Annotated in this window: 12 protein-coding genes; 5 read left to right on the forward strand and 7 right to left on the reverse strand. The window is 70.6% G+C overall.

Annotated features, from left to right (window positions below; genetic code table 11):
* Nucleotides 1–69: 69 nt before the first annotated feature.
* Nucleotides 70–1,347 (reverse strand): glycosyltransferase family 4 protein, encoded by a 1,278-nt coding sequence (locus ACZ7OU_RS43935; RefSeq protein WP_470259821.1) that lies wholly within the window; start codon nt 1,345–1,347, stop codon nt 70–72.
* Nucleotides 1,348–1,472: 125 nt separating this feature from the next.
* On the opposite strand from ACZ7OU_RS43935, the gene ACZ7OU_RS43940 reads away from it, so the two are divergent.
* The gene (locus tag ACZ7OU_RS43940; protein WP_470259822.1) at nt 1,473–3,236 is read left to right on the forward strand and encodes a glycoside hydrolase family 2 protein; all 1,764 of its coding nucleotides are present in this window, start codon (nt 1,473–1,475) and stop codon (nt 3,234–3,236) included.
* A gap of 63 nt (nt 3,237–3,299) precedes the next feature.
* Here the strand turns inward: ACZ7OU_RS43940 and ACZ7OU_RS43945 are convergent, their stop codons facing one another.
* Nucleotides 3,300–4,415 carry an ROK family transcriptional regulator gene (locus ACZ7OU_RS43945; protein WP_470259823.1) on the reverse strand — a complete coding sequence of 372 codons (1,116 nt, stop codon included), beginning with the start codon at nt 4,413–4,415 and terminating at the stop codon, nt 3,300–3,302.
* Nucleotides 4,416–4,501: 86 nt separating this feature from the next.
* On the opposite strand from ACZ7OU_RS43945, the gene ACZ7OU_RS43950 reads away from it, so the two are divergent.
* Nucleotides 4,502–5,731, forward strand: a complete 1,230-nt coding sequence (locus tag ACZ7OU_RS43950; RefSeq protein WP_470259824.1) for a YbiU family protein — start codon at nt 4,502–4,504, stop codon at nt 5,729–5,731.
* A gap of 48 nt (nt 5,732–5,779) precedes the next feature.
* Here ACZ7OU_RS43950 and ACZ7OU_RS43955 read toward each other — a convergent pair whose 3' ends face one another.
* From ACZ7OU_RS43955 to ACZ7OU_RS43970, 4 genes are all read right to left on the reverse strand, one after another.
* Complete coding sequence (locus ACZ7OU_RS43955; RefSeq protein WP_470259825.1) at nt 5,780–5,986, reverse strand: hypothetical protein; 207 nt, start codon at nt 5,984–5,986, stop codon at nt 5,780–5,782.
* Nucleotides 5,987–6,201: 215 nt separating this feature from the next.
* On the reverse strand, nt 6,202–6,690 hold the full coding sequence (locus ACZ7OU_RS43960; protein WP_470259826.1) for a glutathione peroxidase: 489 nt from the start codon (nt 6,688–6,690) through the stop codon (nt 6,202–6,204).
* A 10-nt stretch (nt 6,691–6,700) separates the two neighbouring features.
* A complete protein-coding gene (locus ACZ7OU_RS43965) occupies nt 6,701–8,206 on the reverse strand; it encodes a 1,4-alpha-glucan branching protein domain-containing protein (protein WP_470259827.1) in 1,506 nt (501 codons plus the stop codon).
* A complete protein-coding gene (locus tag ACZ7OU_RS43970; RefSeq protein ID WP_470259828.1) occupies nt 8,203–8,976 on the reverse strand; it encodes a class I SAM-dependent methyltransferase in 774 nt (257 codons plus the stop codon). The genes ACZ7OU_RS43965 and ACZ7OU_RS43970 overlap by 4 nt, the downstream gene beginning before the upstream one ends.
* Before the next feature lie 53 nt (nt 8,977–9,029).
* Here ACZ7OU_RS43970 and ACZ7OU_RS43975 point away from each other — a divergent pair, with 53 nt between their 5' ends.
* Complete coding sequence (locus ACZ7OU_RS43975; RefSeq protein ID WP_470259829.1) at nt 9,030–9,455, forward strand: hypothetical protein; 426 nt, start codon at nt 9,030–9,032, stop codon at nt 9,453–9,455.
* Here the strand turns inward: ACZ7OU_RS43975 and ACZ7OU_RS43980 are convergent.
* Nucleotides 9,433–10,278 carry a DegV family protein gene (locus ACZ7OU_RS43980; protein ID WP_470259830.1) on the reverse strand — a complete coding sequence of 282 codons (846 nt, stop codon included), beginning with the start codon at nt 10,276–10,278 and terminating at the stop codon, nt 9,433–9,435. The genes ACZ7OU_RS43975 and ACZ7OU_RS43980 overlap by 23 nt on opposite strands.
* 243 nt (nt 10,279–10,521) lie before the next feature.
* Here ACZ7OU_RS43980 and ACZ7OU_RS43985 point away from each other — a divergent pair, with 243 nt between their 5' ends.
* Nucleotides 10,522–11,307, forward strand: coding sequence for an electron transfer flavoprotein subunit beta/FixA family protein (locus ACZ7OU_RS43985; protein WP_470259831.1), 786 nt, complete (start codon nt 10,522–10,524; stop codon nt 11,305–11,307).
* A gap of 29 nt (nt 11,308–11,336) precedes the next feature.
* Nucleotides 11,337–12,296: an electron transfer flavoprotein subunit alpha/FixB family protein gene (locus tag ACZ7OU_RS43990; protein WP_470259832.1), complete on the forward strand. Its 960-nt coding sequence runs from the start codon at nt 11,337–11,339 to the stop codon at nt 12,294–12,296.
* Nucleotides 12,297–12,348: the final 52 nt, after the last annotated feature.

Below are 12,348 nucleotides of genomic sequence, written 5' to 3' on the forward strand. Positions count from 1 at the left end.
ACCTCAGGCGCTCCGAAGGCCGGCCGCGGCGTCGCGCATTCGACGTCTTGTCGGCATCGCGACCACTACCTACAGTTCCGGCAGCCCGGCCGCGACCGGCTCGAACGCGTTGCCGGTGGCGATCTTCGGCCGCGGCAGCTCGACCGGCTCGCCCGGCTTGGTCCGCTTGTAGACCGCGGCGGTCGCCTCGGCGATCCGGCCCCAGTCGAAGTCCGCGGCCAACCGCGACTGCGCGGCCTTCGCCCGCTTCGCCGCTGCCGGCGCGTCGTCGAGCACCGCCGTCACCGCGTTGGCCAGTTCCGCGACATCGCCGGGGCTGAACGCGAGCCCGGTCTCGCCGTGCACCACGACCTCGCCGAGCCCGCCGGCCGTCGACGCCACCAGCGGCGCCTTCGCGGCCGCGGCCTCCAGCGCGACGATCCCGAACGGCTCGTACCGGCTGGGCAGCACCACGGCGTCGGCCGCGGCCAGCGCCGCCCGCAGGTCACGGTCCGACAAGTGCCCGACGAAGTCGACCGCGCGCCGCACCCGCAGCTTCCGCGACTGCTCGACCAGCTCGTCGAAGTGTCGTCCTTTTCCGGCGACGACCACCCGCGTGCCAGGGTGGCGGCGCCGGATGCGGGGGAGCGCGGCCAGCAGGTCCTGGACGCCCTTCTCCCACTCGAGCCGTCCGAAATACAGCAACAGCGGCGCCCCGGCCGGACTGTAGACCTCGCGAGCGCGGGCGATCTCCTTCGCCGGCACCTGCCAGCCGCGTTCCTCGATGCCGTTGTGGATCACCGTGACATCGTCGGCCTCGACCTCGAAGAGGTGCGCGACCTCGCGGCGCATGGCCTGCGAGCAGGTGATGAGCGCGTCGGCGCGGTTCGCCAGCCACCACTCCACCGAGTGAACCTGCTGGTTCAGCGGGTGCGACAGCCAGCCGGAGTGCCGCCCGGCCTCGGTCGCGTGGATCGTGCCGACCAGCGGCACCCGCGCGGCCTCGGCGATCGCGATGGCCGGATGCGCGACCAGCCAGTCGTGCGCGTGCACGACGTCCGGCTGCCAGCTCCGCAGCAGATCCTGCGCCGCGCGGATCATGGCGTGCCCCATTGCCAGCGTCCAGGCGACGAGGTCGCGTTCGAACGTCACGTGCATCGGGTCCTCGGCGACCCGGATGATCCGCACACCCTCGACGACGCGGTCGGTCCGCGGGTGCGTCCCGGCGTCGGTGCCCGCGGCGTGCCGGCAGAGGACGACGACCTCGTGCCCCTGGCCGGCCAGGTGGCAGGCGAGTGCGTGCACGTGCCGCGCCAGGCCACCGATGGCCACTGGCGGGTACTCCCAGGACAGCATCAGCACACGCATGCGCAGAGGTTACTCGCGAGTCGGAAGGGCTTGGCGGCGCCCGTGCCAGCCGACCGGCCAGATCCGTCGCCGAATGTGGTCCGACTCACTGGCGAGCCCGGCGATCTCTGCCACCATCGGCCGGGATGACATCACCAGAGGACACCGCCTGGCGCCGGCTCGACCCGCCACTGTCCACCCCGTGGACCGGAGAGGTCGGCCCGGACAACGCCCTGCCCGAGTACCCACGACCCCAGCTGACCCGGCCCCGCTGGCTGAACCTCAACGGCGTCTGGGAGTACGCGGGCTGGCCGTCGTCGCCGGACGAACCGCGGCCGTCCGGGTACGCCGAGCGGATCCTGGTCCCGTTCCCGCCGGAGTCGGCGTTGTCCGGAATCGGCCGGCGCGACGAGGTCCTCTGGTACCGGCGCCTGGTCGAGATCCCGCCCGACTGGCACGGCCAGCGGGTCCTGCTGCACTTCGGCGCGGTCGACCAGACGGCGAAGGTCTGGGTCAACAACCAGCTCGTCGCGACGCACGAAGGCGGCTACACGGCGTTCAGCGCGGACATCACCGATGTCCTGCGCGCGTCGGGGCCGCAGGAGCTGACCGTGCGGGCCGAGGACCGCACCGACATCGAGCCCTTCCCGGTCGGCAAGCAGCGCAACGCGCCGGGCGGCATCTGCTACACGGCGTCGTCCGGAATCTGGCAGACGGTGTGGCTCGAGCCGGTGCCCGAGACCCGCGTCGAACGCCTGGACCTGACTCCAGACCTCACCGGCGTGACGGTGTTCCCGCAGGTCACCGGAGGTGCCGAAGTCGTGGTCGTCGTTTCGACCACGGACGGCGAAGTAGCGCGCGGCTCAGGCTCGGCGGGGACGTCGGTCCGTGTGGACGTTCCCGAACCACGCCTCTGGACACCCGACGACCCACACCTCTACTCGGTGCGCGTCCGCCTGCTCGACAAGCATGGCGCGGTTCTGGACGAAGTCGGCAGCTACGCCGGTCTCCGGACGATCAGCCTGCTCCCGGATTCCGAAGGCCGTCCGCGGATCGCGCTCAACGACCGGCCCACGTTCCTTCACGGCCCGCTCGACCAGGGCTACTGGCCGGACGGCATCTCGACCGCGCCCACCGACGACGCCCTGCGCTTTGACCTCGAGAAGACGAAGGAGCTGGGCTTCAACCTCGTCCGCAAACACGTCAAGGTCGAGCCGGCGCGCTGGTACTTCTGGGCCGACACGCTGGGCCTGGTCGTCTGGCAGGACATGCCGTCGCTGACGGTGTCGTTCGACGGCCCGCCCGGCATCGCCCCGGACCCGGTCCCGCGGGCGCGCGAGCGGTTCGAAGCGGAATTGATCACAATGATCACACAGCTGCGGGCCGTCCCCTCGATCGTCGGCTGGGTGCCGTTCAACGAGGGCTGGGGCGAGTTCGACACGGCCCGTGTCGCGGAACTGGTCAAAGCCCTCGACCCGACCCGGCTGGTGATCGCGAACAGCGGCGTCAACTGCTGCTTCTCCCGCCCGGACACGGGCGCGGGCGACATCTACGACGACCACACGTACGTGGGCCCGGGCACGCCGACGGTCACCGATGGCCGGGCGATCGTCGACGGCGAGTACGGCGGCCTCGGTCTGGTGCTGGACGACCACCGCTGGCCGGGCCCGCCGAACGCGTACGAAATGACGTCCACGCGGGAGCGGCTGACCGAGCGCTACGCGGAGGTGAGCGCCGCGCTGGAGCGAGTGGTCGTCGAGCGGGGCCTGTCCGGCGCGATCTACACCCAGACGACGGATGTCGAGAACGAGGTCAACGGCCTGCTGACGTACGACCGCCGAGTGGTCAAGGCCGACCCGGGGGTGGTCGCGAAGTGCGTCCGAGCGGTGATCGACGCCGGCTCGGCCTGAGCTGCCCTGGTCGATTCCCGACAACCGTCCAGGGCGACGATCTCGCCCTGGACGGTTCCGTGGTCAGCTTTCGGCGACGGTCTTGACCAGGCCGTCCCGCCCGTGGTCGAGCGCCGACAACAACGCGCCGCGCAGGGCCGCCGAGTCCGTCACCGCCCCCGTCTCCACCCGGACCGGTCCCGGCGCCGCCGCGCGGACCGTTCGCCGGATTTCGGCCACGAGCCCGGGGCGGCTCCCCGCCGGGCCGCCCAGCAGCACCAGGTCCGGATCGACGATCGTGCAGATCGCGGCGACGGCTCGTCCGAGCGTCGCGCCGAGCAGCCGTAGCCGTTCGGCGGCCACGGCGTCGACGGCGGCCTGGTCGAGCGTGGTCAAGATCGCGTCGACGTCCAGAGAGGGCGCGTCGGACCTGCCGAAACCCTGGTCGGCGAGCGCCGACGCGAGCGTCGACCCCGAACTGTCCAGGTACCCGATCTCGCCCGCCAGTCCGTGCGAGCCCCGCACGAGCTGATCGCCGACGTAGAGACTGACACCGAGCCCGGCGCCGACGTAGACGTACGCAAAGCTCTTCGCCTCCCGCCCGGCGCCCTCCCGTCGTTCGGCGAGTGCGGAGAAGTTGACGTCGTTGTCGAGCAGAACGTCACGCCCGATCTCCTCGGCCCGCAGCGCCCCCTCGGGAAAAGGTGACCCCGGCAGCGCGACGACCTCGTGCGTGACCGGGTCGACCGGGTTGGCCACCGAGATCGCGATCGCCCGCACCGGACCCGAGCCCACTCCGCTCGCGGCTGCGACGGCGTCCCGGACCGCGGCCGTCACCGGCCGGTCGCTGGGCAGGTGCCGCTCGGTGGCCAGGACCGTCCCGGTGAGGTCGGTCGTGATCGTGCGGACGCCCTGCTGGTTGACCTCGGCGGCGACGACGCGACCGGCGTCGGCGGCCAGCTCGTAGAACGTGGCGATCCGGCCGCGGCGGCCGGTCTGATCGGTGCCGGTGGCCCGCAGCGCGCCGGCCATCTCCAGCCGCCGGACCGACTCGGAAATCGTCGGCTTCGAGATCCCGGTGGTCGAGGCGAGCTCGGCGCGCGTGGTCCGGCCGTGGACGAAGACGTGGTCGAGCACCGCGCGGTCGGTCATGGCCCGCAGCATCGCCAGGCGCGGAAGCGGCCGGTCGGGGTCGGACATCGCACCTCTTGTGGCGGGAGACGGACAGGGGTTACCGTAGCCGGGACATTCTAGTAAGGAGTCCTAACCAAAGATCAAGGAGACCGATGACGACCACAGAGCTGCCCACGAACATGTCCGAGGCCATCTCGCGGACCAAGCACGAGCTGCGCGCCCGGATCGGCGACGTCGCCGGTGTGTTCGCCGAGGTGCGCGACGCGATGCGGCGGGAGGTCGATGCCGTCGCCGCCGACCCGGACGCCTTCCCCGTGGTCCGCTACCGCGACATCGCCGACGGGACCGTGCCGCAGCGCACGCTCGACGCCGTCCGACGCCGTGGCTGTGCCGTCGTCAAGGGCACCTTCGCGCGCGAAACGGCCGAAGCCTGGGACGCCGAACTGGCCGCGTACCTCGCCGACAACGACTTCGCCGGGACCTACCAGGGTCTGGCCGACGACGTCTTCGCCGGCCTCGCGTCGAGCCAGCCGCAGATCTACCCGGTCTACTGGTCGAAGCCGCAGATCCAGGCCCGGCAGCACGAGCACATGGTCGCCGTCCGGCGGTTCCTCAACTCCTTCTGGCGGCACGAGTCCGAGGGCCGCGTGTGGTTCGACCCCGATCGCGACACGGCCTACCCCGACCGCATCCGCCGGCGCCCGCCCGGCTCGGCATCGCTCGGCCTGTCCGCCCACACCGACTCGGGCTCGGTCGAACGCTGGCTGCTGCCCGCCTACCAGCAGGTCTTCCGTCACGTCTTCGCCGGAAACTGGCACCAGTACGACCCGTGGGACGGCGCTTACCGCACCGAAGTCGATGAGTACCCCTCGACGGTCATGTGCTCGGCCTTCCGCACCTTCCAGGGCTGGACGGCGTTGTCGGAAATGCACCAGGGCGACGGCGTGCTGCACGTGGTGCCGATTCCGTCGGCGATGGCGTACGTGCTGCTCCGAGCGCTGCAGGACGACATCCCCGACGACGACCTCTGCGGCGCCGCCAACGGCCAGGCCCTGCCGGTGAGCGACAAGTACCACGACGACCTGTTGCCCGCCCTGACCTCGATCCCCGCGATCGAACCGGGCGACACGGTCTGGTGGCACGGCGACGTCGTCCACGCGGTCGCCGACGGAACCAATCCGGAGCGCTGGGGAAACGTCATGTACATCCCGGCGAGCCCGCATTGCGCGAAGAACGCCGCCTATGCCGAAAAATGCGGACGCGCATTCCTGGCCGGCGCGAGCCCGGGCGATTTCGCACCCGAAGACTACGAAGTGAACTGGACCGGCCGCGCCACGATCGACGACCTCAACGCGGTCGGACGCGAGCAGTTGGGCCTCTGAACGGCGCCGTGCCGGGGCGGCCGCACTCCGCCCCGGCGCGACCGGGATCTACAGCCAGAGTCCGAGGTGCAGACCCAGCAGGTGGATGTGCCCGTGGTGGTGATGGTGGTGGTCCACGCACAGGATGCAGTGGCGGGCCTGGCCGGCGTCGGACGACGGCGCGGCCGACGCGGTGCCCACCGCGGGTCCGGCCAGCAGCAGCCCGAGTGCCACAGGGAGCGCGGCCAGCGTGGCCCGTCGTCTGGAGGTACTCATCCCATGATCTCTTCTCCGCACGATGGCGCCGGAATGGCGTCCACAGAAGTATTCGGCGTGCGGATGGGAAAAGGGCAGGCTGATCACCCCTGATTCGAGCCAAAGGCTCATGGGAATCATTTCCGGATCGGTTTCCGTGATACCCGGATGGCCGCAGCGGTCAGTCGATCCGGTGAATTCCGGGGGAGGCGGGGGACAGCCGTCCCCCGCCTTCGTCACGCCGGAAGCGCAGCCTCGATGGCCTTGACGACCGCGTCGTCCTCCGGCTCGGTCCGCGGCCGGAACCGCGCCAGGACCTCGCCGTCGGCACCGACCAGGAACTTCTCGAAGTTCCACTGGACGTCGCCGGCGCCACCGTCGGCGTCGGCCGTCTTGGTCAGCTCCGTGTACAACGGGTGCCGGTCGTCGCCGTTGACGTCGATCTTCTCGAACAGCGGGAAGGTGACGCCGTAGGTCGTCGAGCAGAACGTCTGGATCTCCTCCGCGCTGCCCGGCTCCTGCCCCGCGAACTGGTTGCACGGAAAACCGACGACGGAGAAGCCCTGACCGCCGAACCGCTCCTGCAGCCGCTCGAGGCCGGAGTACTGCGGGGTCAGGCCGCACTTCGACGCGACGTTGACCACGAGCAGCGCCTTGCCCGCGAGCGAGGCCAGCGAGCTGTCCTGCCCGTCGAGCGTCTTGACCGGAATTTCGTGGATCCCCATGGAGTCCCTTTCAGTCGTGCTTCAGCGCCCGGGCGTCGAGGTGCCCGAACGGTCCGTCGTCGGCGCGGTAGGCGGCCGCCAGCTCCTCGGCCCGTGCGCGGTCGCCGCGTCGCAGCGATCCGGCCAAGGCGTCGAAGCGCTCGGTGTGCACCGCCGCGCGGCGGCGTGCGTAGTCCGCGGCGGAGTCCTTGGTGACCATGAACGCCCAGTCGCTCTCCAGCGCCAGCATCGCCTCGGCCACGGCCTGGTCGGCGACGGTGTCCCGCGCCGTGGTCGGCAAACCGGCAACGAGCGAGAGGAGCCGCTCCTGCAGCGCCGTGTTGGCGTCGACCATGTCCTTGACCTGCTCGCCGTCCCAGACGCGCCAGTCCTTGCCCGACCCCCACGACGACGCGGGCAGCGCGATCGGCTCCCCGACGAGCCCGGCGTCGAGCGCGCCCTTCAGCGTCGTCACGCGGACGCCCGCCTCGGGCAGCGCGCGCAGCACGCCCTCCAGCCAGGCCGGCCCTTCGTGCCACCAGTGCCCGAACAGCTCCGTGTCGTACGCGGCGACCACGAGCGCCTCGCGTCCGTGTTGCTTTTTCAGCGAACGCAGCCGCGTGACCACGGTGTCGACGAAATCCTTGACGTGCAGCCCCAGCACGTCCGCGGCCAGCGACGGGTCGTACGGCGCCTTGTCCGGCGGTTCGACCGTCTTCCCGGTGACGCGCGACGCCTTGAGTCCGACCTCGTGCGCCCAGGTGTGGAAGTCGCGGTACGCGGCGTGACCGGGGTAGCCGGCCTTCGGCGACCACACGCGGTAGGTGACCTCGAGGTCTCGTCCGAAAGCGACCACGTCGCTGTCGCCGACCGGTCGCGCGGCCCAGGTGTCGCCGCGCAGCGACGGCCCGTCGACCATGAAGCGCCGCACGCCGGCGGCCGCGTAGTCCTTTTCCATACCAGGCGCGTAGCCGCACTCCGGCGCCCAAATCCCTTCGGGCCGCGACCCGATCCGCAACGCCGTGTCGTCCAGGCCGGCGTTCAGCGCGAACTCGCGCACCCGCGGGTCCAGCAGCGGCTGGAACGGGTGGGCCAAAGGACCGCCGAGCAGCTCGATCGTCGAGTTGTCGACCAGCGAACGAAGGATGGGGGAGAAGCCGTGGCGCCAGCGGGTGCCCAGCTCCTCGGCCGCGCGGACCGCGGTCCGGTGTTCGGCCGCCGCCAGCTCGCGCAGGACCGGGTCGCCCCGCCACAACGTCGACGCGTGCTGGGCCCGCAGCTGCCAATGGCCGAGCCAGTCGTGGAACGCGCGGATGCTGTACGGGTCGTCGAGCTGCGCGGCGAGCACCGGCGTGACACCCAGCGTCAGCACGTCTCGTCGGCCTTCGGCGGTCAATCGCTCGAGCAGGTCGACCATCGGCAGGTACGAATGCGCCCACGCCTGGTAGAGCCATTCCTCGCCGACCGGCCAGCTCCCGTGGTGCGGCAGCCACGGCAGGTGGCTGTGCACGACGAGGCAAAAGGTGCCTTCGTTCATCGGCGCACCGCCACGGCGACCAGGTCGAGACTGGCGTCGAGGTCGTCGCCGTGGACGTCGAAGCCGGTGGCCTCGATCGCGGCGACGTCGGCGAGCAGCGCCTGCGGCCAGACGGCCTGGCCGGGCAGCGAGCCCATGACCACGTCGAGCTGGGCGTCGATGATCGACCCGCCGTAGCGCTCGTCGAGCGTGCGGACGGCCTCGCCGTGGTGCAGGCCGTGGAGCGCTTCGACGTCGAAACCGGCGTCGACGAGCAGTCCCTCGAGCTCGGCCGGCGCCAGCTCCCGGGTGTGGAACGGGTTCAGCGGCGTGTCGCTGTCCGGGGTGAATGTCAGCCGGTTCGGCGTCGTGACCAGCAGTTTGCCGCCCGGCGACAACACCCGCCGGCACTCGGCGAGGAACCCGGCCTGATCCCACAGGTGCTCGATGACCTGAAAATTGGCCACGACGTCGACAGCACCGTCGCGCACCGGCAGGAACGCCAGGTTCGCCCGCGCGACGGCGACCTCGGGGTAGCGGCGAGTGACGTGCTCGGTCGTCGGCACGTCGTAGTCGAGCGCGAGCACCCGGCGGGCCGTGGTCGCGAGGAGGCTCGCGCCGTAGCCCTCGCCGCAGCCGGCTTCGAGCACTGTCGCGTTCGCGCAGTGGGGGAGCAGGGCGAGGTAGGCGGCCTCGTGGCGGCGGAACCAGTAGTTCTCCTCGGCGATGCCGGGGACGGTCCGTTCGCCGGTCAGGTGCAGCGCCTCGGCCCGGGTGGCTGGGGTGGTCACCTCCGCGACCCTAGCGGGTGTCACGTCCGGCCCGGCCGTCTCGTTCCGTGGTCATGCAACGGACAATCACCCGCGTTCTGCTCGTCCTCTTCGGCCTGATCGAGGTCCCGATCGGACTGTGGCCACTGATCACACCAACCGGCTTCTACCAGGACTTTCCCGGCGTCCGCACGGGCTGGGTTTCGATGGACGGCCCCTTCAACGAGCACCTGCTGCGCGACTTCGGCGGGCTCAACCTGGCGCTCGCGGCGACGCTGATCGGCGCCGCCGTGATCGGCACCACAGCCGCGGCCCGGCTGGCTTCGGTGGCGGCGCTGCTCTACAGCGTTCCGCACTTCGTGTACCACCTCGGGCACGTTTCGCATTTCGAGACGATCGACCAGGTGCTCATCATCGCGCTGACGGGGCTCACCGTGCTGGTGCCGCTCGTGCTGCTGGTGATTCCGGGTCGCCGGGTCAGTACACCGGTGACACCGTGATGCCGAGCGCGCCCGGGCCGAGGTGCGCGCCGATGACCGTGCTCGCTTCGACGACCATGCTCTCGGCCATCGCCGGCACCCGGCGTTCGATCTGCCGGCCGATCTCGAGTTCGTGGTCGCTCGCGCCGAACCGGGTGACGGCGATGTCGGCGCGGAAGCCACCGGACTTCTTGACCGCGAGATCGACCATCTTGGCCAGCGCCCGCCGCGTGCCGGGGACGCGGGCCAGCGGCGCGACCTCGCCGTCCTTGACTGTGAGCAGCGGTTTGATCGAAAACGCGGTGCCGACCATCGCCTGGGCGGCGCCGATCCGCCCGCCTCGGCGGAGGTACTCCAGCGTGTCGACGTAGATGAACTCGGTGCTGGTGAAGCACCGGCGTTCGGCGGCCTCGATGACCCGGTCGGCGTCCGCGCCCGCCGCGGCCGCGCGGGCCGCCGACACCGCGGCGAAGCCCAGGCTCATCCCGGTCGTGCGGCTGTCGAGGATGTGCACCGGGATGCGGACCTGCTGGGCGGCCTCCCGGGCCGCGCGGACGGTGTCGGACATGCGGCCGGAGATGTGGATGCTGACGATCGCGGTCGCGCCGGAGGCGGCCGCTTCCTGGTAGGTCCAGAAGAACGCCCCCGGATCCGGGGGCGAAGTGGTGATCACGTGCCCCTCTCTCATGGCGTCGATCACCTCGCCGCGGTCGAAGCGGTTTTCGTCGTCGAAGTGACCACCCAGGTTCAGCTGGATCTGGACGACTCCGATGGCCCAGCGGGAGGCGACGACGTCGGGCAGGCAGGAGCTCGAGTCGGTGATGACGGCGATGCGCGAGGGCATGGTGGGGGAGGTTAATGCCTTACACCCACTGCGAGTAGGCCGTGGTTGGTCCGATCGGACGAACGGCAGTTCGGGTGGGGTAACCGGTCGACTACCGGGACGATGGTCCCATTAGGTTGCGCATCCAGGTGAATGGCGTCACCTCGGCGGGTCCTGAGCGCCGATTGGCCCTAATCTACCGGCCAGTAGAGCACTGACCCGTGGTGCGTCCGCGGGCCACAACCGGGAGGTCGAAGAAGACCCATGACCAACATCGTCGTCCTGGTCAAGCAGGTACCGGACACCTACTCGGAGCGCAAGCTCAACGGGTCCGACCACACCCTTGACCGCGAATCCGCCGACGCCGTGCTCGATGAGATCAACGAGAAGGCCGTCGAAGAGGCGCTTAAGATCAAGGAAGCCGGCGAGGGCGAGGTCACCGTGATCTCGGTGGGCCCCGACCGTGCGACCGACGCCATCCGCAAGGCGCTGTCCATGGGCGCCGACAAGGCCATCCACGTCTCCGACGAGGCGCTGCACGGCTCCGACGCGATCGCCACCGCCAAGGTGCTCGCCGCCGCGATCGCGAAGGTCGAAGGCTACGACCTGATCATCGCCGGCAACGAGTCCTCCGACGGCCGCGGTGGCGCCATCCCCGCGATCCTCGCCGAGCTCCTCGGCCTGCCGCAGGTCACCTACGCCCGTGAGGTCACGGTCGAGGGCACGACCATCAAGGCCGTCCGCGAGACGGAGGACGGTCTCACCCGCCTCGAGGCGACCCTGCCCGCGGTGGTGAGCGTCGGCGAGAAGATCAACGAGCCGCGCTACCCGTCCTTCAAGGGCATCATGGCCGCGAAGAAGAAGCCGGTCGAGACGTTCACCATCGCCGACCTGGGTGTCGACGCGGGTGAGGTCGGCCTCGGCAACGCGTGGTCCACCGTGACCGAATCCTCGCCGAAGCCGCCGCGCACCGCCGGCGAGAAGGTCGAGGACGAGGGTGACGGCGGTACCAAGGTCGCCGAGTACCTGGTCGGCCAGAAGCTCATCTGACAACGGCTCTTCGAGGAGGAATCAAGAACATGGCTGAAGTACTCGTCCTCGTCGACCACGTCGACGGTGAGGTCAAGAAGGTCACACTCGAGCTGCTGACCGCGGCCCGCGCGCTCGGTGAGCCGTCGGCCGTCGTCGTCGGCCCGACCGGGACCGCCGCCAAGGCGAAGCAGGCGCTTGCGTCCCACGGTGCCGCCAAGGTGTATGTCGCCGAAGGTGACGACGCCGCGAACTACCTGGTCACGCCGAAGGTGGACGTGCTCGCCGCGCTGGCGCAGCAGGCGTCCCCGGCCGCCGTGCTCGTCACCGCCAGCGGTGAGGGCAAGGAGGTCGCCGCCCGCCTGGCCGTGCGCCTGGGCTCCGGCCTGATCTACGACGCCGTGGGCGTCAACGGCGACGGCGTCATCGACCAGTCCATCTTCGGTGGCGCGTTCTCGGTGAAGTCGAAGTCCGCGAAGGGCGCGCCGATCGTCTCCATCCGCCCGGGTGCGGTCGAGGCCGAGCCGGCCGAGGGTGCGGCGGCCGAGGAGGCCGTCGAGCTCCCCGCCACCGACGCGGCGAAGTCGACCAAGATCACCGGCGTCGAGCCGGTGACCGGCGGTGACCGCCCCGAACTGACCGAGGCCTCGATCGTGGTCTCGGGTGGCCGTGGTGTCGGCTCGGCGGAGAAGTTCGACGTCGTCGAGAAGCTGGCCGACTCGCTCGGTGCGGCTGTCGGCGCGTCGCGTGCCGCCGTCGACTCCGGCTACTACCCGGCGCAGTTCCAGGTGGGCCAGACCGGCAAGACCGTGTCGCCGCAGCTGTACATCGCGCTCGGCATCTCCGGCGCGATCCAGCACCGGGCCGGCATGCAGACGTCGAAGACGATCATCGCCGTCAACAAGGACGCGGAGGCGCCGATCTTCGAGATCGCCGACTTCGGCATCGTCGGCGACCTGTTCAACGTCGCGCCGCAGCTGACCGAAGCGGTCGAGAAGCGCAAGGGCTGATCGATCGCTCCGAAGGGCCTTCCGGGACCACCCCGGAAGGCCCTTCGCGCGT

The sequence above is a fragment of the Amycolatopsis sp. NPDC114505 genome (assembly GCF_055633615.1).